17 protein-coding genes are annotated in these 22,731 nt (G+C 73.2%); 9 read left to right on the top strand and 8 right to left on the bottom strand.

Annotation, left to right across the window (positions count from 1 at the left end):
* Positions 1 to 24 precede the first annotated feature (24 nt).
* The 3 genes from dnaJ to dnaK form a co-directional block, all read right to left on the bottom strand.
* Positions 25 to 1,206, bottom strand: coding sequence for a molecular chaperone DnaJ (dnaJ, locus tag HNR22_RS19865; RefSeq protein WP_179781606.1), 1,182 nt, complete (start codon positions 1,204 to 1,206; stop codon positions 25 to 27).
* A gap of 85 nt (positions 1,207 to 1,291) precedes the next feature.
* The gene (gene grpE, locus HNR22_RS19860) at positions 1,292 to 2,050 is read right to left on the bottom strand and encodes a nucleotide exchange factor GrpE (protein WP_179781605.1); all 759 of its coding nucleotides are present in this window, start codon (positions 2,048 to 2,050) and stop codon (positions 1,292 to 1,294) included.
* Between the two features lie 48 nt (positions 2,051 to 2,098).
* Positions 2,099 to 3,967 (bottom strand): molecular chaperone DnaK, encoded by a 1,869-nt coding sequence (dnaK, locus tag HNR22_RS19855; RefSeq protein WP_179781604.1) that lies wholly within the window; start codon positions 3,965 to 3,967, stop codon positions 2,099 to 2,101.
* Between the two features lie 220 nt (positions 3,968 to 4,187).
* Here dnaK and HNR22_RS19850 point away from each other — a divergent pair, with 220 nt between their 5' ends.
* Genes HNR22_RS19850 through HNR22_RS19840 form a run of 3 tightly spaced genes read left to right on the top strand, consistent with a single transcriptional unit; the run spans position 4,188 to position 8,992 of the window.
* Entirely contained in the window at positions 4,188 to 6,029 is a 1,842-nt protein-coding gene (locus HNR22_RS19850; protein WP_179781603.1) for an ABC transporter, read from the top strand.
* Complete coding sequence (locus HNR22_RS19845; protein ID WP_179781602.1) at positions 6,026 to 7,711, top strand: GTPase; 1,686 nt, start codon at positions 6,026 to 6,028, stop codon at positions 7,709 to 7,711. The genes HNR22_RS19850 and HNR22_RS19845 overlap by 4 nt, the downstream gene beginning before the upstream one ends.
* 57 nt (positions 7,712 to 7,768) lie before the next feature.
* Positions 7,769 to 8,992, top strand: a complete 1,224-nt coding sequence (locus HNR22_RS19840) for a hypothetical protein (RefSeq protein WP_179781601.1) — start codon at positions 7,769 to 7,771, stop codon at positions 8,990 to 8,992.
* Between the two features lie 102 nt (positions 8,993 to 9,094).
* Here the strand turns inward: HNR22_RS19840 and HNR22_RS19835 are convergent, their stop codons facing one another.
* Positions 9,095 to 9,718, bottom strand: coding sequence for a phosphatase PAP2 family protein (locus HNR22_RS19835; protein WP_179781600.1), 624 nt, complete (start codon positions 9,716 to 9,718; stop codon positions 9,095 to 9,097).
* Between the two features lie 65 nt (positions 9,719 to 9,783).
* Complete coding sequence (locus tag HNR22_RS19830) at positions 9,784 to 10,743, bottom strand: hypothetical protein (RefSeq protein WP_179781599.1); 960 nt, start codon at positions 10,741 to 10,743, stop codon at positions 9,784 to 9,786.
* Positions 10,744 to 11,265: 522 nt separating this feature from the next.
* On the opposite strand from HNR22_RS19830, the gene pdhA reads away from it, so the two are divergent.
* The 6 genes from pdhA to HNR22_RS19800 all read left to right on the top strand — a co-directional run bounded on the left by pdhA (position 11,266) and on the right by HNR22_RS19800 (position 20,375).
* Positions 11,266 to 12,441, top strand: a complete 1,176-nt coding sequence (gene pdhA / locus HNR22_RS19825) for a pyruvate dehydrogenase (acetyl-transferring) E1 component subunit alpha (RefSeq protein WP_179781598.1) — start codon at positions 11,266 to 11,268, stop codon at positions 12,439 to 12,441.
* Complete coding sequence (locus HNR22_RS19820) at positions 12,441 to 13,430, top strand: alpha-ketoacid dehydrogenase subunit beta (protein WP_179781597.1); 990 nt, start codon at positions 12,441 to 12,443, stop codon at positions 13,428 to 13,430. Before pdhA ends, HNR22_RS19820 begins: the two co-directional genes overlap by 1 nt.
* 5 nt (positions 13,431 to 13,435) lie before the next feature.
* On the top strand, positions 13,436 to 14,899 hold the full coding sequence (locus tag HNR22_RS19815; RefSeq protein ID WP_218908071.1) for a dihydrolipoamide acetyltransferase family protein: 1,464 nt from the start codon (positions 13,436 to 13,438) through the stop codon (positions 14,897 to 14,899).
* A gap of 218 nt (positions 14,900 to 15,117) precedes the next feature.
* Entirely contained in the window at positions 15,118 to 15,255 is a 138-nt protein-coding gene (locus HNR22_RS19810) for a hypothetical protein (protein ID WP_165435866.1), read from the top strand.
* 342 nt (positions 15,256 to 15,597) lie between these two features.
* Entirely contained in the window at positions 15,598 to 18,318 is a 2,721-nt protein-coding gene (locus HNR22_RS19805) for an LppU/SCO3897 family protein (RefSeq protein ID WP_179781595.1), read from the top strand.
* Between the two features lie 218 nt (positions 18,319 to 18,536).
* Entirely contained in the window at positions 18,537 to 20,375 is a 1,839-nt protein-coding gene (locus tag HNR22_RS19800; RefSeq protein ID WP_179781594.1) for an NHL domain-containing thioredoxin family protein, read from the top strand.
* Positions 20,376 to 20,407: 32 nt separating this feature from the next.
* On the opposite strand, the gene HNR22_RS19795 is transcribed toward HNR22_RS19800, so the two are convergent.
* The 3 genes from HNR22_RS19795 to HNR22_RS19785 are packed head-to-tail and all read right to left on the bottom strand — an operon-like array spanning position 20,408 to position 22,657.
* Positions 20,408 to 21,157 (bottom strand): LamB/YcsF family protein, encoded by a 750-nt coding sequence (locus HNR22_RS19795; RefSeq protein WP_179781593.1) that lies wholly within the window; start codon positions 21,155 to 21,157, stop codon positions 20,408 to 20,410.
* On the bottom strand, positions 21,141 to 22,004 hold the full coding sequence (locus HNR22_RS19790; RefSeq protein WP_179781592.1) for a 5-oxoprolinase subunit C family protein: 864 nt from the start codon (positions 22,002 to 22,004) through the stop codon (positions 21,141 to 21,143). The genes HNR22_RS19795 and HNR22_RS19790 overlap by 17 nt, the downstream gene beginning before the upstream one ends.
* Positions 22,001 to 22,657 (bottom strand): 5-oxoprolinase subunit B family protein, encoded by a 657-nt coding sequence (locus tag HNR22_RS19785; RefSeq protein ID WP_179781591.1) that lies wholly within the window; start codon positions 22,655 to 22,657, stop codon positions 22,001 to 22,003. The genes HNR22_RS19790 and HNR22_RS19785 overlap by 4 nt, the downstream gene beginning before the upstream one ends.
* Positions 22,658 to 22,731 lie beyond the last annotated feature (74 nt).

Below are 22,731 nucleotides of genomic sequence, written 5' to 3'. Positions count from 1 at the left end.
CACCTCCGCGTCCACTCCATCGGACTAACTGACCCGACGCACCCGAGCGTCGAGATGTTCCCGGGCCGCCGGCGGGCTCTGCTCGGCGAACGCCTCCAGTGCCGCGCGCGCCTCGTCCGACAGTCGGGCCGGGACAACCACGTCCAACGTGACCAGCAGGTCACCGGCCTGCCCGTCGCGGCGGACCACACCCTTGCCGCGGGCCCGCAGCACCCGCCCGCTCGGCGTCCCGGGCGGAACCCGCAGGGTCACCGCGCCGTCGAGCGTGGGCACCCGCAGGTCCGTTCCGAGCACGGCCTCCGCGAAGGTCACCGGCACGGTCAGCGTCAGGTCGTCACCGGTACGCCCGAACAGCTCGTCCGGCCGAACCTTGACCTGCACGAAGAGGTCACCAGCAGGGCCGCCGCGCTCGCCTGGCTCACCGCGCCCGGCCAGCCGGATGCGCTGACCGTCGGCCACCCCGGCCGGGAACCGTACGTTCATGGTGCGGGTCTTGGTGACCCCGCCGCTGCCGTGGCACTCCGGGCACTTCTCCTCGACCACGGTGCCGACGCCCTGGCAGTTGCGGCACGGCTCGGAGAAGCTGAACGCACCCTGGTCGCGGGTGGTCACCCCGGCGCCGTGGCAGACCGTGCAGGTACGCGGCTGGGTGCCGGGCTTGGCCCCGTTGCCGTGGCAGGTCTCGCAGACTCCGGGGGCGCGCAGCGTCAGGGGCAGCGTCACCCCGCGTACGGCGTCACCGAAGTCCAGTGCCACCTCGGTCTCGACGTCCCGACCACGGGCCGGACCGCGCGGGGCGGCCTGCCCACCGGCCTGGCCACCGGTGAAGATCGAACTGAACAGGTCCTGGAAGCCGGCACCGCCGAAGCGACGGTCGCCGCCTCCACCGCCGCCGAACATGTCGGAGACGTCGAACGGCATGCCACCCGGCTGGCCTCCGCCCCGGGCGCCGCGCCGGAACGCTCCCGAGCCGAACAGCGAGCGCATCTCGTCGTACTCGCGACGGCGACCCGTGTCCGACAGGACGTTGTAGGCCTCGGACGCGGCCTTGAACCGCTCCTCGGCCTTCGGGTCGCCCGGGTTGTGGTCCGGGTGCGACTCCCGGGCCACCTTGCGGTACGCCTTCTTGATGTCATCCGCGGAGGCGGCCTTGTCCACGCCGAGCACGGCGTAGAAGTCCTTCTCGATCCAGTCCTTCGAACTCACCGGTCCACCCCCTCTCGACCCTCGAGGCCCGGCCGTCCCGCCCACCGCTGCGCGGTGGACGGGACGGCCCGGTCACTGTCTCGCACTATTCCGGATCCGCGACCGCGACCAGCGCGGGGCGCAGCAGCCGCTCACCGAGCTGGTAGCCGCGCCGCATGACCTGAACGCAGGTCGGCTCGCTGACGTCGGCCGAGGTCTGGTGCGCAACCGCCTCGTGCCGGGTCGGGTCGAACGGGTCGCCCTGCTCGCCGAAGGCGTTCAGGCCGAACTTGCCCAGCGCGGTGGTGAGCTGTTCCGCCACCGTGCCGAACGGCCCGACCAGGTCGCCGTGTTCCCGGGCCCGGTCCAGGTCGTCCAGGATCGGCAACAGCGCGGCCAGAACCGAGCCGGTCGCCTGCTCCTGCACCAGGCTGCGGTCCCGGTCGACCCGCTTGCGGTAGTTGGCGTACTCCGCCGACACCCGCTGCAGATCCCTGGTGCGCTCGTCCAGCTCGGCCCGGAGCGCCTCCAGCTCGGCGCCGAGCGAGGTGCCCGCGCCGCCGCCGTCGACCGGCTGCGCCGGGGCGTCCACCACCGCCGGGCCGGATGGTTCCGGACCGTCGGTGGCGTTGACCTCGACCTCGATCTCGTCGACCACCACCTCGGCGTCCTCGACCAGGCCCTCGGCCGGTACGCCGGTCTCGGCGTCGGCTGCGGTGCCCTCAGGCTCCGACGTGTCGACGAGCTTGCGGTTGTTGCGGATGACGACCCGCTCCTTGTCGCCGGTGGTCGGCTCCGTGGGCGCGGAGCCACCCGGCGTCGACCCGGTGTCGGCCGGGTCGGCGGCTCGTGGCTTCTGCGTCATGCGGCTACCTCATCCCCTTCGCCGTGGATACGTGTCCGAGGCCGGTGGTCACTTCTTGCCGTCCTCGTCCACGATCTCCGCGTCGACCACGTCGTCGGCCCCACCGGCCTGCGTGCCGGTCGCACCGGTCGCGCCGGTCGCACCCGGGCCGGGCTCGCCACCGGGCTGCTGGCCCTGCTCGGCCTGCTGCGAGTAGAGCAGCGAACCGGCCTGCTGGGAGACCTGCGCCAGCCGCTCGTGCGCGGACTTGATCTTCTCGATGTCCTGGCCACCGAGGGCGCCACGCAGTTCGCCGAGCGCCTCGTTGAGCTGCTCCCGGTTTTCGGTGGGCAGCTTGTCGCCGCTCTCGGCGAGGAACTTCTCGGTCTGCCACTGGAGCGCCTCGGCCACGTTGCGGGTCTCGGCGTCGTCGCGGCGGCGCTTGTCCTCCTCCGCGTGCTCCTCGGCGTCCCGGCGCATCCGCTCGATGTCGTCCTTCGGCAGCGAGGAGCCGCCGGTGATCGTCATCTTCTGTTCCTTGCCGGTGCCCAGGTCCTTGGCGTGCACGTTGACGATGCCGTTGGCGTCGATGTCGAAGGCGACCTCGATCTGCGGCACGCCGCGCGGCGCCGGCGGGAGGCCGGTCAGCTCGAAGGTGCCGAGCTTCTTGTTGTAGGCCGCGATCTCACGCTCACCCTGGAAGACCTGGATCAGCACCGACGGCTGGTTGTCGTCCGCCGTGGTGAAGACCTCGGAGCGCTTGGTCGGGATGGTGGTGTTGCGCTCGATCAGCTTGGTGAAGATGCCGCCCTTGGTCTCGATGCCCAGGCTCAGCGGGGTCACGTCGAGCAGCAGGACGTCCTTGACCTCACCCTTGAGCACACCGGCCTGGAGGGCGGCGCCGACGGCGACGACCTCGTCCGGGTTGACGCCCTTGTTGGGGTCACGACCGGTGAGCTGCTTGACCAGGTCGGTCACGGCGGGCATCCGGGTCGAACCGCCGACCAGGATGACGTGCTCGACATCGGAGATCTTGATCCCGGCGTCCTTCACGGCCTGCTCGAACGGGCCCTTGCAACGGTCCAGCAGGTCCTGCGTCATCCGCTGGAACTCGGCGCGGCTCAGCGTCACGTCGAGGTGCAGCGGGCCGGCCGCGCCGGCGGTGATGTACGGCAGGTTGATGTTGGTGGTGGTGGCGGCGGACAGCTCGATCTTGGCCTTCTCGGCGGCCTCACGGAGGCGCTGAAGGGCCATCTTGTCCTGACCGAGGTCGATGCCGTGCTCACCACGGAACGTCTTGACCAGGTGGTCGATGATCCGCTGGTCCCAGTCGTCGCCACCGAGATGGTTGTCACCGCTGGTCGACTTGACCTCGATGACACCCTCGGCCAGCTCCAGCAGCGACACGTCGAAGGTGCCGCCGCCGAGGTCGAAGACCAGGACGGTCTGCTCCTTGGAGCCCTTGTCCAGCCCGTACGCCAGGGCGGCCGCGGTCGGCTCGTTGACGATCCGCAGCACGTTGAAGCCGGCGATCTCACCGGCCTCCTTGGTGGCCTGGCGCTGGCTGTCGTTGAAGTAGGCCGGAACGGTGATCACCGCGTCGGTGATCTGCTCGCCCAGGTACGCCTCGGCGTCCCGCTTGAGCTTCATCAGCGTCCGGGCCGAGATCTCCTGCGGGGTGTACTTCTTGCCGTCGATGTCGACGGACCAGTTCGTGCCGACCTCGCGCTTGACCGACCGGATCGTCCGATCCGGGTTGGTCACTGCCTGACGCTTGGCGACCTCGCCGACGAGCACCTCGCCGTTGCGGGCGAACGCGACGATCGACGGAGTCGTCCGCGACCCCTCAGCGTTGGCGATGACGGTGGGCTCACCGCCCTCGAGAACGCTGACGCAGGAGTTCGTCGTGCCGAGGTCGATACCGACCGCACGTGCCATGTTCGCTTCCTCGCTTCGTAAGGTTGTGCAGGTGACGGGCTCTGCCCGCGGCTGCCTGGCGAGCACCGCCCGCAGCGGGCCCCACCACAAGTTGAGTGAACTTGACTCAATAGTGCCACGCGTTGGCGAATCGTCAAGTTGGGTTGAGTCAACCCGACGCAACCTACCCGTTATTACCGTCCGGTTGTCTTCCCTTGCATCGGTCGGGCACGCTTTAGCGGTGACGACGCACGGCGATTCCGCCACCCGTTCCGGCGCGCCCGCCGTCGCATCCCGCACCGGCCCGCCGGACGCCGCGGAGGAGCCGCCCGCCACCACCGGGGACGACAGCCTCCCCGGCGCGCTGACGGGCCTCCGGGAGGCGATCGGTGCGACCCGGTACCCCCTCGCGCTGCCCTCCGCCGGGTCCGCCCGGCACAACGCCACCGCCCTCACCGACCAACTCGACGACTATCTGCTGCCCCGGCTCGCCCGGCTGGACGCCCCACTGCTCGTGGTGGTCGGCGGTTCCACCGGCGCGGGCAAGTCGACCCTGGTCAACAGCCTGGTCAAGGCCCGGGTCAGCGCCGCCGGCGTGCTCCGGCCGACCACCCGTTCGCCGGTGCTGGTCTGCAACCCGTCCGACGCGGCCTGGTTCCGGCAGGGTGACCTGCTGCCCGGGCTGACCCGCACCACCGAGCCGAGCGAAGATCCGCGCGCCCTGCACCTCGTCACCGCGCCGGCCCTGCCCGCCGGGCTGGCCTTCCTCGACGCGCCCGACATCGACTCGGTGGTCGACGCCAACCGGGCGCTCGCCACCCAACTGCTCGCCGCCGCCGATCTCTGGCTCTTCGTCACCACCGCCGCCCGGTACGCCGACGCGGTGCCCTGGGAGCTGCTGCGCAGCGCCAGGTCGCGGGGCGCGGTGATCGCCATGGTGCTGGACCGGGTGCCCGCCGAGGCGACCGACGAGATCGCCGCGCACCTGAGCGAGATGCTCGCCGAACAGGACCTCGGCCGGGCACCGCTGTTCGTGCTGCCGGAGACCTGGGTCGACGGGCAGGGGTTGCTGCCCGAGGGGGTCACCGCATCGCTGGCCGACTGGTTCGCCCGGCTTGCCGGCGACGCGGACGCCCGGGCGGCGGTGGTCCGTCAGACGCTGGACGGGGCGCTGGCCGCCCTGCACCCCGCCGTCGAGGAGCTGGCCGACGCCGCCGACGAGCAGCTCGCCGCCGCCGACGGGCTGGACGAACGGGTCCGGGCCGCGTACCGGGGTGCCGAGCGCACCGTCGAGCAGGGGCTCCAGGATGGTCGGCTGCTCCGGGGTGAGGTGCTCGCCCGCTGGCAGGAGTTCGTCGGCACCGGCGAGCTGTTCCGCACCCTGGAGGCACGGATCGGCCGCCTGCGGGACCGGGTCGTGGCCGCCGTCACCGGCCGGCCGGCGCCCTCCGTCGAACTCCGCAACGCCATCGAGTCGCAGCTGGTGACACTGCTGCGCGGGGTGGCCTCGGAGGCCGCCGAATCCGCGTACACCGGGTGGAAGGCACACCCCGCGGGCGCCGACCTGCTCGAACCGGCGCTCGCCCACCCGAGCGCCGACCTGCCCGAACGCGCCGAACGGATGGTCCGGGACTGGCAGCGCGGGGTGCTGGAGCTGGTCCGGGTCGAGGGCGGGGACAAGCGGTTCGTGGCCCGCACCGCCGCGTACGCGGTCAACGCCACCGGGCTGGCCGTGATGATCGCCGTGTTCGCCTCCACCGCGTTCATCCCGACCGGGCTGGAGGTGGCCACCGGGGCCGGCACCACCGTCGCCGCGCAGGCCGTACTCCAGGCGATCTTCGGCGACCAGGCGGTGCGTACCCTCGCCGCCAAGGCCCGCACCGACCTGCTGGACCGGGTGCGGACGCTGCTCGACGCGGAGGCCGACCGTTTCCTGAGCCGCACCGCGGACGCCCGCCCCGCCGCGGACGCCGGTGACGGCCTGCGCCGGGCCGCGGGCCGGGTCGAGCTGGCCCGGCACCGCAGCGGCCTGTCCGCCGCCGGCAACACCCCGCCGGCCGCCGACGAGGAGGGTTTCCGGTGACGAACATCACCGGCCGGGTTCGCGAGGCGTTCCGCGGGGACCAGCGGGTCGACGCCGACGCGCTGATCGCCCGACTGGACGCGGTACGCCGGTTCCTGACCGCTGTCGACGGCCTGCTGCCGGACGCCGAACTGGTGCCCGCGCACACCCTGGTCGAGCGGGCCGGCACCCGACTCGCGCTCTCCCGGGACCACACCGTGGTCGCCCTGGCCGGCGCCACGGGCAGCGGCAAGTCCAGCCTCTTCAACGCGCTGGCCCAGCTGGAGCTGTCGCCGGTCGGGGTCCGTCGGCCGACCACCGGCGTCACCCACGCCTGCGTGTGGGGCCCACTGGAAGGCGCCAACCGCCTGCTCGACTGGATCGGCGTGCTGCCCCGACACCGTTTCGTCCGGGAGAGCGCCCTGGACGCGGACGACGAGACGGCGCTGCACGGGCTGATCCTGCTCGACCTGCCCGACTTCGACTCGGTCCAGCGGTCCCACCGGCTTGAGGTGGACCGACTGCTCGGCCTGGTCGACCAGGTGGTCTGGGTGGTCGACCCACAGAAGTACGCCGACCGGGTCATCCACGACAGCTACCTGCGCGAGTTCCACCGGCATCGCGACGTCACAGTGGTCGTGCTCAACCAGGCCGACCGGCTGCCCCCGGCGGAGGTGCCCCGGGTCCTGGACGACCTGCGCCGACTGCTCGACACGGACGGGCTGACCGGTGTGCCGCTGATGTCCACCACCGCCATCGACCCGGCCGGGATGGTCGGGCTGCGCGGTGCCCTGGAGCGGACCGTCGCCGAGCGGCAGGCTGCGCTGCGTCGGCTCGCCGGCGACGTCGACACGGTCGTCGCCGGGCTGGACGAGCTGGTCGGCTCGGCCCGACCGGCCGGTGGGCCGGACGACTCGACAGTCGATGGCTTGAACCGGGCGCTGGCCGGAGCTGCCGGCGTGCCCGCGGTGACCGAGGCGGTGCAGCAGGCGTACCGGCACCGGGCCGTCGCGGCCACCGGCTGGCCCCTGGTCCGGGGCTGGCGGCGGTTGCGACCCGACCCGCTGCGCCGGCTGCACCTGCCCGGCCCTGCCGACGCGGGGGCCGACCCGGCGGAGAGCCTGGTCGCGGCCACCTCCGTGCCGGACCCGACGGCAGCCCAACGCTCGGCCCTGGGTCTGGCGATCCGCGCGGTGGCCGACCGGGCCGCCGCCGACCTGCCCGCCGCCTGGCCCGGCGCGGTCACCGCCGCCGCCCGGTCCCGCCTCGGCGACCTGCCGGACGCGCTGGACCGCACGATCGCCGGCACCGACCTCGGCCTCGGCCGTCGACCGCTGTGGTGGCGGGTCGTCGGCGGTGTGCAGTGGCTGGTCACCCTGGCAGCCGTGGTCGGTCTGGGCTGGCTGGTGCTCGGCTACGCGCTGCGGGCACTCGGCCTGCCCGCGCTGGACAACCCGATGGTCGGGCAGGTGCCACTGCCGACCCTGCTGCTGCTCGGCGGTCTGCTGGCCGGGCTGCTGCTGTCGGCGCTGACCCGACCGGTGGTGCGCTGGGCCGCCCGGCGTGCCCGGGCCCGGGCCGAGCAACGCCTGACCGCGAAGGTGGCCCGGGTGGGCGAGGAGTACGTGCTCACACCCGTGCGGGTCGTGCTCGGCTCGTACGCGCAGGCACGCGACGCGCTGAGGGATGCCGCCCGCCGCTGACGCTCCGCACGGCTCGCTACCGCTCTGTGTACGCCCCGGGCGGCGTAGGGTCGGAGCATGGCCACGCCTCAGACCCCCTACGACGCGGTGCTGCACGCCGCACGCGACGTGACCAAGCTGGAGTCCGCCCTCGACGCCGAGATGCTCGGCAGCGCGCTGCTGGGCAGTGTCTACGCGATCGCGGAGACCGACCGCGACACCGCCGTACGGGAGTTCGTCACCGGGTTTCTCGCCGCCACAGCCCGTCGCCGGGTCGCGGCCGCGACCACCATCCGGCAGGTCTTCGCCACGCTCGTCCCGGACGCCGAGGGCACCGGCCGGGTGCGGCCGGGCAGCCAGGCACCCACCTGGACCGGCCAACTCGGTCGGGTGCACCTCACCGGCACGTGGGCGTACGGCGACGTCTACGGCGACCAGACGTCCTACCTCGCCACCTTCGCCTACGACGACGCGTCCGGCGGCTCGGAGCACGCGCTGGTGGCCCTGGTGGACCACAACATCGGGATCACCAAGGACATCTTCGTCGGCGGGCCGGCGGAACGGATCCTGGACCAGGTCCGCCAGATGTGCGCGGACGACGAGCTGACCTGGTTTCGCACCGAGAATCCGGCCCGGCTCCGTGGCGAGGTGGCCCGCCATCTCGCGGTGACCGACGAGCTGAGCGAGTTGCCCGGCGAGGGTTCCCTCGCCACCGACCGGGCGCTGGTCGGTGCCCGGCTGGCGCTGCTGCCCACCGCGGCCGACCCGACCGGCCCGGCGGAGGTCGAGCCACTCTCCGCCGCCGAGCGCACCGACCTGGTGCGGCGGTTCCTCGCCGCGCCGGAGGCCACCCGCTTCGGGCTGGATTCCGTCGACGGCCCGGAGCTGGCCTCGCTGCACTTCTGCCTGAGCCTGCTGCTGGACCACTCGGCGACCTTCCCGGATGCCGACCCGATGCGCTGGAGCCCGGCGGTGTCCGGGCTCTTCCTGCTCGACTGGGTGCACCGCCGTGCCGTGCTGGACATGGACGACGCCGCGATGCTGCCCCGGGTGCTGCGTGCCTGGGCGCGGTACGCGTCCCGCCAGCGCGGTCTGCCCGAGGCGGCGGCCACGCGCACCGACGAGGCGATCGAGGAGATGGTGCCGGAGTTCGCTCGCCTGTACTCCACGGGTGAGCGACGCAGCGCCGCCACCGCCGCTGTGGCGCAGCTGATGGCCGACGGCGTGGACCCGGACGACCCGGCCGCCCTGGACGCCTGGATCGAGGCGAACCGGCACCGCCTCGCCGACGACGGGGCCTGACGACACCCGAGGCCGGGCGGCATCGCGCCGCCCGCCTCGGCCCCGGCCGAGCGGCTCGGTCGGCCCAGCGCGCCCGAGACCGGCCGGCGTCTGCGGCCGGTCTCAGCGCAGTGGGCCGAAGACCGCCGCGGCGATCAGCGCGCCGAGCACACCACCGGCGAGCACCTGCGGCACCGTGTGGTCCCTCAGCCGCACCCTGGACCAGCCCACCAACGCCAGCAGCGGCGTAGCGACGAGCACGCGCGTCCCGAACGTCAGGGTCAGGATGACCAGGGTGCCGGCGGACACCGCCGAGTGGATCGACATCTTCCACCAGTGGCTGACCGACACGGCGACCACGAGGCCGACCAGCCCGGCCACCGCCAGCGCCAGCAACGGGCGGGGCGCGCCGAGCACGGCGAGCAGGGCGAGCCCACCCGCGACCGACCCGAGGCCGACCAGCAGCGGCACCCGTCGCTGCTCCCGACGGCCGATGTGATGGTCGGTGAGCCGGCCACGGCGTACGCCGCCGACGATGTAGGCGAACGGGATGCCGGTGACGAAGATCGTGGCGAGCAGACCCCAGACGAGGCCCTGACCCGGGCGGCGTGCGCTGTGCCAGCTCACCGTGATGATCAGCAACGACACGAGCACGGCCGGTGCGGTCACCTCGGTGACCAGCCGGGCGATCCGCCGCCCCGGGCCGGGTCGGCTGGTGACCGGGCGGATTTCGGTACCGCCGCCCACGCCACCCCCTCCGGTTTGCGCCTACCGCCGAACACCGTCGGCACCGGATGGGCCGCGCCTGTTCGTCACCGTACCGCCGGGGACACCGTCGGGTGCGTCGGTCCGGCCAGCGATGCCAGGCCGGCCGCGAACGTCGGGAGATCGGTCGGAGACGACGGGACCGTCGGGCTGGGCCGGCTGGTCGGCACGGCGGGCGTGGTGGGCGGCGCAGGCCTGGTGGCCGGCACGGACCGGGTGCTGGTCGGCGCGGGGGTGGTGACCGGCACCGACCGGGTGCAGGTCGGGACGGCGGTGGCGGTCGAGGCGTCCGTCGGCGTGGAGGTCGGCTCCAGCGTGGAGGTAGGAGTCAGCGTGGGCGTCGGGTCCAGCGTCGGCGACGGATCCAGCGTGGGCGACGGATCCAGCGTCAACGTCGGGGCCGGAGTCGGGCTGGGGCTCGGCGTCGGATCGGGGCCCGGCGGGTCGGTCGGGTCCGGGTCGGTCGGGTCCGGGTCGGTCGGACCGGGGTCGGTCGGCGAACCGGTCGGCGACGACGGGGGGACGGGAGGGGTGACGGCCGGTGAGGTGCCCCGGGGAGGCTTCGGCGCCACCGGCGGGTGCGGCGCCCGCCGGGCGGGCCCCAGGTCGGCCACTGTGGGCCCCGACCCCGGCCCTTCCCGGGTACGCCGGGGAGCGGCGGGCAGCCAGCCGCTGGCGGGGCCGACGCTGGGTGAGCCGGGCGGTGGGAGTTCCGGCTGGCTGGTCATCGGCAGCGGAATCAGCACCGGCCCGACCGACGGGGTCGGGATGAACGGGATGCTGCTGTCCGGCAGCGCGGTGCTGCCCGGGGTGGCGGAGCCGGCGCTGATGGCGGCGAGGATCGGCATGGACGCGGTGCCGGCCAGCAGCGCGACTGTGAGCAGGTAGCCCCGGGTGGGGCCGCCCGCGCCGGGAGCGCGGTGCACGCCGACCACCCGGCGGTAACCGCCGGCGGAACGGTGCCGGCCGAGCGCTGGTGTGCCGGGACCATCACCTGGCTCGTGCACCGCACACCCCTTGTCGTCGAACGTCGGAGGACATGGATGGACGCCGCCGGCCCTGAAGCCGGCAAATAACTCGATAGGCGCGATCCTGCGGGAATCAGCCTTACGTAGTCACCCTCCGTCGTCCAACCTCCACCGCGTGTCGACACGCGGTGCTGACCGAACGGTGACGAATCATCGCCGGATCGCCCTGGAAACGCAGGCCAGCATGATGGCGACAAACGATGGCAAAGCGTGGGGGGTCGGAACGCGGGGCAGGCGTACTGTGGGCGCGCTCACCTGCTCTGCGAATATGGAGCACGACGGCAACGCAGCCGTGACCTCCGCGCACCCTCGCGGCAGGCGCGGTTGAGCGCCGGCACTCCCGATCCGGGTTCGGCCAGAACCCGGTTCACGCCGTGCGGCAACCCCCACCGGGGCTAGGCGCGGCCGCCAGGAACCGGCCCGGCAGCAGCCGGGCAGGCGCACGAGTTGCGCGGCCGGGTGACCCCCCGGTGCCGACGCAGACACGACAGGGAGAGACCGATGGCAAAGGGCGACCCCGGGGGCACCACCCGCAGCAGGCGGCCTGCACCCCGCTCCAAGAAGGGCGCGGCCGGTAATCCGGAGCTGGTGCAGCTGCTCACCCCGGACGGTGAGCGCATCGACAGCGCCACCGGGCCGGACGGCACCGAGTACCGCGTGGACTTCACCGACGAGGAATACCGCGGCCTCTACCGCGATCTGGTGATGGTCCGCAAGCTGGACGCCGAGGCGACCGCCCTCCAGCGCCAGGGCGAGCTGGGCCTATGGGCCAGCCTGCTCGGCCAGGAGGCCGCCCAGGTCGGCTCCGGGCGGGCGCTGCGATCGCAGGACATGGCTTTCCCGACCTACCGGGAGCACGGCGTCCTCTACTGCCGGGGCATCGACCCGATCATGCCGCTGGGCCTGTTCCGCGGTGTCGACCAGGGCGGCTGGGACCCGAACGAGTTCAAGTTCAACATGTACACGATCGTCATCGGTGCGCAGACCCTGCACGCCACCGGTTACGCCATGGGCATCACCATGGACGGCAAGATCGGCAACGACGACGGCGAGGCCGCGATCGCCTACTTCGGCGACGGGGCCACCAGCCAGGGCGACGTGAACGAGGCGTTCGTCTGGGCCAGCGTGTTCAACGCCCCGCTGGTCTTCTTCTGCCAGAACAACCAGTACGCGATCTCCGAGCCGCTGGAGCGCCAGACCCGGGTCCCGCTCTACCAGCGGGCCGCCGGCTTCGGTTTCCCCGGCGTACGGGTGGACGGCAACGACGTGCTGGCCTCGTACGCGGTGACCCGCACGGCGCTGGACAACGCCCGGCACGGGCAGGGCCCGAGCCTGATCGAGGCGTACACCTACCGGATGGGCGCGCACACCACCTCCGACGACCCGACCCGCTACCGGATCGCCAGCGAGGTCGAGTCGTGGCAGGCCAAGGACCCGATCACCCGGGTCAAGGCCTTCCTGGAGAAGCAGCAGATCGCCGACTCGGCCTTCTTCGCCGAGGTCGACGAGCAGGCCCGCCGCGAGTCGGTGCACCTGCGCGAGCGGGTGCTCAACATGCCCAACCCGGAGCCGGTGACGATGTTCGACCACGTCTACCCCAACGGCTCTCCGCTGCTCGACGAGCAGCGCGCGACGTTCAACCGATACATGGAGTCCTTCGAAGGGAGCGCCCACTGATGGCCACGGAGACGCTCACCCTCGGCAAGGCCCTCAACACCGGCCTGCGTCGCGCCCTGGAGACCGACCCCAAGGTCATCATCATGGGCGAGGACGTCGGCAAGCTCGGCGGCGTCTTCCGGATCACCGACGGGCTCCAGAAGGACTTCGGCGACCAGCGGGTGATCGACACCCCGCTGGCCGAGTCCGGCATCATCGGCACGGCGGTCGGTCTGGCCATTCGCGGCTACCGGCCGGTCTGCGAGATCCAGTTCGACGGTTTCGTCTACCCCGCGTACGACCAGATCGTGTCGCAGGTGGCGAAGATGCACTACCGCTCGGGCGGCAAGCTCAGCATCCCCATGGTGATCCGGATTCCGTTCGGCGGTGGCATCGGCGCCGTCGAGCACCACTCCGAGTCACCGGAGGCGTACTTCGCGCACACCGCCGGCCTGAAGGTCGTGACCTGCTCCAACCCGCAGGACGCGTACGTGATGATCCAGCAGGCCATCGCCTCGGATGACCCGATCGTCTTCCTGGAGCCCAAGCGGCGCTACTGGGAGAAGGGTCAGGTCGACCTGGACGCGCCGCTGTCCGAGGCGTACCCCCTGCACTCGGCCCGGGTCGTGCGGCCCGGCACCGACGTCACGGTGCTGGCCTACGGGCCGATGGTGCGGACCTGCCTGGAGGCGGCGACCGCCGCCGCGGAGGACGGTCGGGAGCTGGAGGTCATCGACCTGCGCTCGCTCTCCCCGCTGGACCTGGGCGCCGCGTACGAGTCGGTGAAGCGCACCGGCCGCGCGGTCGTGGTGCACGAGGCGCCGTCCAACATCGGTCTCGGCGCCGAGTTGGCCGCTCGGATCACCGAGGAGTGCTTCTACTCCCTGGAGTCGCCCGTGCTGCGGGTGACAGGTTTCGACACCCCCTACCCGGCCGCCCGGGTGGAGGAGGAGTACCTGCCGGACCTCGACCGGGTGCTCGACGCCGTCGACCGCACCTTCGGCTGGTGATCGACATGTCCCGGATCAAGACGTTCAACCTGCCCGACCTGGGCGAGGGGCTGACCGAGGGCGAGATCCTGGCCTGGCTGGTCAAGGTCGGCGACACCATCGAGCTGAACCAGCCGATCGTCGAGGTCGAGACCGCCAAGGCGGCGGTGGAGATCCCGGCGAAGTGGGCCGGCCAGGTGCAGGCGATCCACCACCCGGAGGGCACCACCGTCGAGGTCGGTACGCCGATCATCGCGATCGACACCGACCCGGGTGCCGGCCCGTTGGAGGCGCCGTCGACCACGGCCACTCCCAGCAGTGACCTGCCCACCCCGTCGGCGGCCTCGCTGGCGGCGGTGGAGGTGGCGCCGGCCGAGGGCATGATCGAGCCCGGCCTGATCGGCGGAGCGGCCCCGGGTGGGCGGACGGCGGTGCTGGTCGGTTACGGCCCGCGTACGACCGCCGCGAAGCGTCGCCCGCGCAAGGGCGGCGTCCCGGCGCAGGCCGCTGCGGCACCAGCTCCGGCGGCACCGGCTCCGCAGCCGGTGGTCGCGCCAGTGGCGGCTCCGGCTCGTAACGGGCAGGCCGCGACGGCGACCGGCGGGCTGGTGCTGGCCAAGCCTCCGGTGCGCAAGCTCGCCAAGGACCTCGGGGTCGACCTCGGCACGGTGACCGGGTCGGGCCCGTTGGGGTCCATCACCCGGGAGGACGTGCAGCAGGCGGCGAGCGGTGCCGTGGCCGAACCGATCGCGACCCCGTCGGTGACGACGAGCGCCGCGAGCTTCGGCACGGACCGCGAGCAGCGCATCCCGGTCAAGGGGGTTCGCAAGCTCACCGCCGAGAACATGTCCCGCTCGGCGTTCACCGCCCCGCACGTGACGGAGTTCCTGACCGTCGACGTGACCCGGGCGATGAAGGCTCTGGACCGACTGCGCGGTCGACGGGAGTGGCGCGACGTACGGGTCTCGCCGCTGCTGCTGGTGGCGAAGGCCGTGCTGCTGGCGGTGAAGCGTCACCCGATGGTCAACTCGACCTGGGCCGGCGACGAGATCGTGGTCAAGGACTACGTCAACCTCGGTATCGCGGCGGCCACCGAGCGTGGCCTGATCGTGCCGAACGTCAAGGACGCCGGCCGGCTCTCGCTGCGGGAGTTGGCGGACTCGCTGAACGGCCTGGTGCAGACGGCCAAGTCCGGCCGTACCTCGCCGGCGGACATGTCCGGTGGCACCTTGACCATCACCAACGTCGGGGTGTTCGGAGTGGACACCGGCACGCCGATCCTGCCGCCGGGCGAGTCCGCGATCCTGGCCTTCGGTGCCGTGCGGGAGATGCCCTGGGTGCACAAGGGCAAGGTCAAGGCGCGTCAGGTCACCACGCTGGGGCTGAGCTTCGACCACCGGATCATCGACGGTGAGCTGGGCTCGAAGTTCCTGCGCGACATCGGCGACTTCCTCACCGATCCGGAGGCGGCGCTGCTCGCCTGGACCTGATCGTTCGCGACGCCAGCCACGGCCGGTGTGCCACGGGTTAACGCCCGGCACACCGGCCGTGTCGTTTGGGCGACGGAAACGTCGGCCAGATCGACTGTTGACCTTTGATTGTTAGGCAGGTGTCCCAGCTCACCTACTAATCGATGGAAGTTGGCCGGGTTCTGCGGTTAAATAGACGCATCAGGGGCTGACAACCGAATAGCTAGGGGGACCCACCAATGAGCATGATCGAGCGAATCCGCAACCACCGCGATGCGACCCGCCGCGCCCGTGCCATCGAGCACGCGCTGCGCTCGGCGAACTCGCCGGCGGTTCGCGAGGAAATCCTCGTCATCGCCCAGCGTCACATGAGCTGACGCTCCTCGACATTCACACCTCCTCCAGATCGATGGCCCACCCGGTCCGCCGGGTGGGCCATCGGCGTTTCCGGCCACCGGCCACCGGGATTCCGCCCTGCCGCAGCGCCCGGTACGGTGGGCTTCGGTCGCCGCCCGCCGACCCGGCAGGGGCCGAGCTGACAGAAGCTGCTCGACACCGACCGGCCACGCAAAGTGACGACCGGTGCTCCTTGGACGGGCCGTGCCACCACCCGATACCGTGCGGGGAGCCGGCACAGCGGTACGCCGGCGACGCCGGCAGCCATGCCGAGGAGACCGATCGGCACCGGCGAGCCGACATGTGATGGAGGAGGCGCACCCATGACGTCCGAGGGCCCGCACCGCCCCGGCCAAGAGCCGGACGAGGTGTCACCGGGCGCCGGCGGACCGGCGCCGTACGGCGACCGCCCGGCGCAGCCGGACAACGGCCACAACGCCGCCAGCCCCGACCTGGGCTGGGCGCCCCCGCCGGCGACGCGGCCCAACCCGTCGACGCCAGCATGGGCGACCCAGTCCGAGCAGCCACCGGCCCCCGCCTGGGGTGCCGCCGCGGCCCCGCAGCCCAGCGATCCGGCGCAGCCCGCCTGGGCGGCCGGCGGCACGAGCGAGCCGCCGCAGCAGCAGCCCGGCGCCTGGCCTGGCAACGACGGCACACCGGCCCCCGCGCAGCCTGCCCCCTGGGCGGCGCAGCAGGGCTGGACGCCGGCCGAGCAGAGCGCACCCGCACCGAACTGGACTCCGGACGCCGCTGAGCAGCCCGAGTGGGTGCAGGCCCAGCCGGCCGCGCGAGGCGCCGCACAGGTTCCTCCGGCCACCGCTGCCTGGCCTGCCCAGGAAGACCCGGCCCGAGCCGGAGGCTGGGGTGGGACGCCGCAGGCCAACCCGCCCGCCGCTGACTGGCACGGCGCCGAGTCGCAGCAGCCCGAGACGCCACAGGCCGGTGGCTGGTCCGGCGGCGCTCAGCAGGACGATGCGGCCGGCAACGGCGGTTGGCCCGCCAGCAACGCCGCCGCGCGCGACGACCAGCCGGTGTGGACGCCGGCTGAGCAGTCGCCGCCGGCCTGGGGCCAACCTGCCGAACCGACCGAGCAGCCCGCCCCCGGGTGGGGACCGGCCGCCCAGCCCGGTTCCGCCCGTGGCGCGGCCCAGGTGCCGGCACCGGCGACGAACTGGCCCAGCCAGGACGACCCGGCCCACTCCGGTGGCTGGGCCGCACAGCAGCAGGCACAACCCGCAGCCTGGAATGACGCCGGCGACGCGCGGCAGGACCAGGCCGAGCAGCCGGCTGCCTGGGGCGGGGCCGAGGGCCGTCCGCAGCAGCCCGACTGGGTGCTCGCACCCCAGGACCAGCCGGCCGAACGGCCGGAGCCGGCCGGGTGGAACCCGGCGGAGCAGAGTGGCCTGCCCGCGCGTGCCAGCGTCAGCGTGCCCGGCAACGACGGCGCGCCCGGCTGGGCCGCCAACCCGGACAACGCGGCGCAGGCCAACCCCGGCGTGCCGGCGGTCGAGCCATGGGCACCCGGTGAGGTGTGGGGACGCGCCGAAGCGGAGGCTTCCGCCCAGGCCCGCGGTGGTTGGGAGGCGGACCGCGGCGACGAGGCACCGGCCTACCAGCCCGGGCCCGCGCCGGGCATCTCGCCCGCGAACGCCGTGCCGCTGCCCCCACAGGAGCAGCGCGTGCCGGGCGCCAGCCTGGCCGCCGCCCCGCCGGCCGACTACGCGCCGCCCCAGGCCCAGTTCGCCCCGATCCCCGAGCAGCCCGCGTACGCCGAGCGGGAGGCCCCGGACGCCGCCGCGCAGTACGAGGCGGAGCCGGCCGGCTGGGGCCGCGCCGGGGACGCTCCCGCCAGCGGCGGCGCCATGGTGCCTGCCCCGCGTACCTCTCCGGAGTCCGGAGCGGGCCGCGCGGTCGTGCCGGTGTCGGAGGCCGACTCGGCGGACGGCGCGGCCGCCCGCGCCACGGCGAGCGCTTCGGTGCCGCTGGCCAGCCGGGTGATGCCACCGACCGACCAGGCCATCCGGCCGACCGGCACGGCGACACCACAACCCCGGGTGTACGGCCGCCCGGCTCGACCCGAGCCGGAGAACGAGCCGGAGCCGGAGGTGTTCCAGGGCGACCCGGGAACCGACCGGCAGGCCGCACCGGAATGGCAGAGCGACTCCCAGCGCCAAGGCGCACCCGAGTGGCAGAACGACTCGCAGCGCCAAGCCGCACCGGAGTGGCAGAACGACTCGCAGCGCCAGGCCGGTCCCGGCTGGGGCGGCGAGTCAGCGGTCGATCCTCGCTTCGACGACCGGCAGCCCGCACCGAACGCGTTCGGTGAGGCCCCGTCGGCGCCGCCGGCGTTCCCGCCCGGTGTGCCGTCCTTCGTCGACACGCCCGGCAACAACCGACCGATGAACGGCACGCGGCCGCACGCCGGTGCCGAACGACCGGTCGACCAGTTCGGCGGCCCCGGGTCGCCTGCCGCTGGCGCCGCCGCGGTGAACGGCGCGTCGGCCTTCGGTGGGTCGAACTTCGGCGGGCCAGGGCCCGGCGGGTCCGGCTTCGGTGCCGGTCCGGCGACCGAGCCGGTGCCGGGCGGAAACTTCCCGCCATCGTTCCCGCCCGCACCTCAGCCCACGTCGTCCTGGGGCCAGGAGGCCGGCCAGTCGGACCAGGGCCGGTTCGACGCGTTCAAGCCGGACGCCGACGAGCCGAAGGCGGAGCCGCCGACGCCGAAGGTCCGCAACGGCCGGGTGCTGGCCGCGGTGCTGATCGCGGCGGTGTTGATCCTGGCGGTGCCGCTCGGCCTGCTGATGCTGCTCGGCAAGTTCGGCGGCGGCGACGACGGTCCGTCGTTCGACCCGGCGGTCGGCACCTGCGTGAAGCAGTCCGGTCAGGGTGGCGCCACGGCGGCGGACTGCGGCGAGGCGGACGCTTTCACGATCGTCTCGAAGGTGGACGTCAAGGAGAAGTGCACCGACACGACGCAGCCGCACGTGGTGCTGCCGGGTGACGGCACCAACCGGGTGCTCTGCCTCAAACCGGCCACGAAGTAGCTCGACCGGCGGCGGGGTTCACGGGCGACCGTGACCCCGCCGTCGTCGTACCACCCGGGCGCTGCCTGATTCGGGCACGTCGTCCCGTTGATCGTTGGCAGCTGAGCAACTCGACACGCTGAGCACCGCACTGCTGAGTTGCCACCGATCGAAATGTTGACTGTCGTCCGGGTCACGACGACCGATACGGAGAAGCCTCGCCGTGGCAGGCTGACAGCATGGGAACGACTGCACGAGTACGGGCTCCAGAGCTGCACGGCCGGGGTTGGCTGAACACCGGTGGACGCGATCTCAAGCTCGCCGACCTTCGCGGCAAGATCGTTTTGGCGGATTTCTGGACGTTCTGCTGTATCAACTGCCTGCACGTTCTCGACGAGCTGCGCCCGTTGGAGGAGAAGTACGGCGACGTGCTCGTCGTGATCGGTGTGCACTCGCCGAAGTTCGAGCACGAGAAGGACGCCGACGCGCTCGCCGCCGCCGTCGAGCGGTACGGGGTGCACCACCCCGTACTCGACGATCCTGAGATGGAGATGTGGCAGCAGTACGCCGCGCGGGCCTGGCCGACCCTGTCGGTGATCGACCCCGAGGGTTACGTGGTAGCCACCATGGCCGGCGAGGGGCACGCCGAGGGGCTGGCCCGGTTGATCGACGAGCTGATCGCCACCCACGAGGCCAAGGGCACCCTGCACCGGGGCGACGGTCCGTACGTCCCGCCGCCGGCGCCGGAGACCGCGCTGCGTTTCCCCGGTAAGGCGGTGCAGCTGCCGAACGGCAACCTGCTGGTCTCGGACTCGGCCCGGCACTCCCTGGTCGAGGTTGCCCCGGACGGCGAGACGCCGGTACGCCGGATCGGCTCGGGCGAGCGGGGCCGGGCCGACGGGCCCGCCGCCGCGGCGACGTTCTCCGAGCCGCAGGGCGTGTGCCTGCTGCCCACGCATGTCGCCGAGGTCGCCGGCTACGACCTGGTGGTGGCCGACACGGTCAACCACCTGCTGCGCGGTGTACGGCTGGAGTCCGGCGAGGTGGTCACCGTGGCCGGCAGCGGGCGGCAGTGGCGCGCCTCGGTCGACGACCACGCCCACGACGCGTTCGCCGTGGACCTCTCCTCCCCGTGGGACCTGGCCTGGTACGACGACAAGCTCATCATCGCGATGGCCGGCATCCACCAGCTCTGGTGGTTCGATCCGATCAAGCGGACCGTGGGCATGTACGCCGGCACCACCGTCGAGGCGCTGCGCGACGGCCCGCTGGCCGAGGCGTGGATGGCGCAGCCGTCGGGGCTCTCGGTCTCGGCCGACGGCACCCGGCTCTGGGTGGCCGACAGCGAGACCAGCGCCATCCGGTACGTGGAGAACGGCGTGCTGGGCACCGCCGTCGGGCAGGGCCTGTTCGACTTCGGGCACGTGGACGGTCCGGCGGAGACGGCGCTGCTCCAGCACCCGCTGGGCGTGTGCGCGCTGCCGGACGGCTCGGTGCTGATCGCGGACACGTACAACGGCGCGGTGCGCCGCTTCGACCCGGCCAGCAACCAGGTCTCCACGGTCGCCGACGGGTTGGCGGAGCCGAGCGACCTGGTGCTCACCCCGGCCGGTGAGGTGCTGGTGGTGGAGTCCGCCGCGCACCGGTTGACCCGGCTCGCCCCGGGTGCCCTGTCGGCGGCGGGTGCCAGCACGGTGGACGGGCCCCGGCACCGCACCGAACGCAAGCCGACCGACGTCGCGGCCGGTGAGGTCACCCTGGACATCGTCTTCACCCCGGCGCCGGGGCAGAAGCTGGACGAGACGTACGGACCGTCGACCCGGTTGGTGGTCTCCGCGTCTCCGCCGGAGCTGCTGGTGGACGGCGCCGGCACGGGCACCGAGCTGTCCCGTCGGCTGGTGCTCAACGGCGAGGTCACCGCCGGGGTGTTGCAGGTGACCGCCCAGGCGGCGACCTGCGACGCGGACGTCGAACACGCGGCGTGCCACCTGACCCGGCAGGACTGGGGCGTACCGGTCCGGGTGGTCGACGGTGCCGTGACCCGGCTGCCGCTGGTGCTCCGCGGCCTGGACGCCTGACGTTCCCGGAGGGGCCTTCGGGGCCCCTCCGGTCAGGCGAACGGGGCCAGCGGGATGTCCGCGTCGATCAGGGTGGCGCGGACCAGCTCGGCGGCGGAAACCGCGCCGGGGGTGTCGCCGTGCAGGCAGATCGAGTCGACCGAGCAGGGGATGACGGTGCCGTCCACCGCCACCACGCTCCGTTCGACGGCCATGCGCACCGCCCGTTCGGCCACCTGCTCCGGGTCGCTGATCACCGCGCCGGGGGTGCCGCGCGGCACCAACGCCCCGTTGGGCAGGTAGGCGCGGTCGGCGAAGGCCTCGGCGACGACCGGCAGGCCCGCGCCGACGGCGAGCTGAGCGAGCGTGGAGCCGGGTAGGCAGAGCACGGGCAGCTCGGGGTCGTACCCGGTTACCGCCGCGACCACCGCCGCCGCCTGGGACTCGTCGGTGCTGGTCGCGTGGTAGAGCGCGCCGTGCGGTTTGAGGTAGCGGACCCGGGTGCCAAACAGCCGGCAGAACGCGTTCAACGCCCCCAGCTGGTAGGTCACCTCGTCGCGTAGCTCGGCGAAGTCGTACGCGATGTGCCGTCGACCGAAGCCGGCCAGGTCCCGGTAGCCGACCTGCGCGCCCACCGCGACCCCGCGCCGCGCGGCGCCCTCGCAGACCCGCCGCATGGTGGACGGGTCACCGCCGTGGAAGCCGCAGGCGACGTTGGCGGAGGTGACGAGGCCCAGCAGTGCTTCGTCGTCGCCGAGTCGCCAGATGCCGAATCCCTCGCCCAGGTCAGCGTTGAGGTCCATGGAATCTGACGGTAGTCCCTGGGCGGGCCTGAGCGAGCGGGGTCACGTCGGTGACCACCCCGATGACGGGGTATCCGCCGGTGGTCGGGTGATCGGCCAGGAAGATCAGGGGTTGTCCGTCGGCCGGCACCTGCACCGCGCCGAGCACGATGCCCTCGCTGGGCAGCTCGCCGGCGACCGCGCGGGGCAGCGGCGCGCCGGCGAGTCGCGCGCCGACCCGGTTGCTCACCGGGCTGACGGTGTACGCGGTGCCGAACAGCAGGTCGAGTGCGGCGGGTGTGAACCAGTCGTCACGAGGACCGAGGCTGAGCATCAGGTGCAGCTCCGGTGGGGGCACGGAGCAGACGGTCAGGTCCACCGGCGCGGGTGCGTCGAGCGGCTCGCCGAGCGGCAGCCGGTCGCCGTCGCCCAGCCGAGGCGGGCCGAGCCCGGAGAGGGTGTCGGTGGCCCGGCTGCCGAGCACCGGCGGCACGTCGATGCCACCCGCCACCGCCAGCCAACTCCGTACGCCCGCACGGGCGGGGCCGATCCGCAGCACCGTCCCGGCCGGCACGGTGAGCGGGCGCCCGGTGTCGCCGCGCCGATCGCCCGCGTGGACGGTCACCTCGGCGCCGGTGACCGCCACTGTGGTGGCCCGGGTCAGCCGCAGCGTGCAGCCGGTCAGGGTGATCTCCAGGCCGGCGGCGTGCTCCGGGTTGCCGACCAGGCGGTTGGCCAGCCGCAGGGCCCCCGGGTCGAGGGCACCGGACCGGGGAACCCCCAGGTGCGCCCAGCCGGGCCGACCCAGGTCCTGCACGGTGGTGAGCGCACCGGCGCGGAGCACCTCGATGACGGACGGGCGGATCATGCCGCGGCCATCCGGACCGGGGTGCCCGGGCCGAGTCGGGCCGGCGGGTCGGCGTGGACGTCGAAGAGGACCAGGTCGGTGCGGCCGACCAGCAGCCAGCCACCGGGTGACGCGCCCGGGTAGATGCCGGCGTACGGGCCGGCGAGGGCGACCGAACCGGTTGGCACCCGGGGGCGGGGCGTGGCCAGCCTGGGCAGCGCCAGCTCGGCGGGGAGCCCGGTCAGGTAGGGGAAGCCGGGGGCGAAGCCGCAGAATGCGACCCGGAACCGGGTGCGGGTCAGCCGGGACAGCACGGCGGGCACGTCCACGCCCCAGTGCTCGGCCACCGCCGGCAGGTCCGGTCCGTCGAAGTCGACCGGGACGACGGTCTCCGTGCCGTCGTTGTGCTCGCCCCTGCCGCGACGGGCGGTGGCGGCGATCACAATGGCCGGCTCCCACCGGATCAGCCGCTCGGCCGTGACGGCCGGGTCGGGCAGGCCGTCGAGCAGGACGGTGCTGGCCGCCGGCACGATCTCGACGGCGGCCAGGTCACCCTGCTCCCGACGCCGCCACAGCTCGGCTCGCCATGCGTCGACCAGGTCGGCCTCCGGCACGCCGTCGGGGCTGGTGCAGTCGAGGAGCAGGGCGTGCGCCCCGACGGGCCGGATCCGCATCGGCTCATCTTCGCCGATGGCCGGCGGTCGCGGTGTTCACGGCGACGGTGCCGGGTGTCACCGGCGTGACTACT

It is taken from the genome of Micromonospora jinlongensis (assembly GCF_013410645.1).
Taxonomy (GTDB): Bacteria; Actinomycetota; Actinomycetes; order Mycobacteriales; family Micromonosporaceae; genus Micromonospora; species Micromonospora zamorensis.
The sequence above is the reverse complement of the archived record's forward strand: the minus strand, read 5'-3'. Positions and strand labels throughout refer to the sequence as shown.

What these genes read in the sequence shown, in the direction of transcription:
- HNR22_RS19810 (WP_165435866.1), top strand. Translation starts at nt 15,118, where the DNA reads ATGAGCATGATCGAGCGAATCCGCAACCACCGCGATGCGACCCGCCGC.
- grpE (WP_179781605.1), bottom strand. Translation starts at nt 2,050, where the DNA reads ATGACGCAGAAGCCACGAGCCGCCGACCCGGCCGACACCGGGTCGACG.
- HNR22_RS19820 (WP_179781597.1), top strand. Translation starts at nt 12,441, where the DNA reads ATGGCCACGGAGACGCTCACCCTCGGCAAGGCCCTCAACACCGGCCTG.
- HNR22_RS19815 (WP_218908071.1), top strand. Translation starts at nt 13,436, where the DNA reads ATGTCCCGGATCAAGACGTTCAACCTGCCCGACCTGGGCGAGGGGCTG.
- HNR22_RS19795 (WP_179781593.1), bottom strand. Translation starts at nt 21,157, where the DNA reads ATGGACCTCAACGCTGACCTGGGCGAGGGATTCGGCATCTGGCGACTC.
- HNR22_RS19790 (WP_179781592.1), bottom strand. Translation starts at nt 22,004, where the DNA reads ATGATCCGCCCGTCCGTCATCGAGGTGCTCCGCGCCGGTGCGCTCACC.
- dnaK (WP_179781604.1), bottom strand. Translation starts at nt 3,967, where the DNA reads ATGGCACGTGCGGTCGGTATCGACCTCGGCACGACGAACTCCTGCGTC.
- pdhA (WP_179781598.1), top strand. Translation starts at nt 11,266, where the DNA reads ATGGCAAAGGGCGACCCCGGGGGCACCACCCGCAGCAGGCGGCCTGCA.
- HNR22_RS19840 (WP_179781601.1), top strand. Translation starts at nt 7,769, where the DNA reads ATGGCCACGCCTCAGACCCCCTACGACGCGGTGCTGCACGCCGCACGC.
- HNR22_RS19800 (WP_179781594.1), top strand. Translation starts at nt 18,537, where the DNA reads ATGGGAACGACTGCACGAGTACGGGCTCCAGAGCTGCACGGCCGGGGT.
- HNR22_RS19805 (WP_179781595.1), top strand. Translation starts at nt 15,598, where the DNA reads ATGACGTCCGAGGGCCCGCACCGCCCCGGCCAAGAGCCGGACGAGGTG.
- HNR22_RS19785 (WP_179781591.1), bottom strand. Translation starts at nt 22,657, where the DNA reads ATGCGGATCCGGCCCGTCGGGGCGCACGCCCTGCTCCTCGACTGCACC.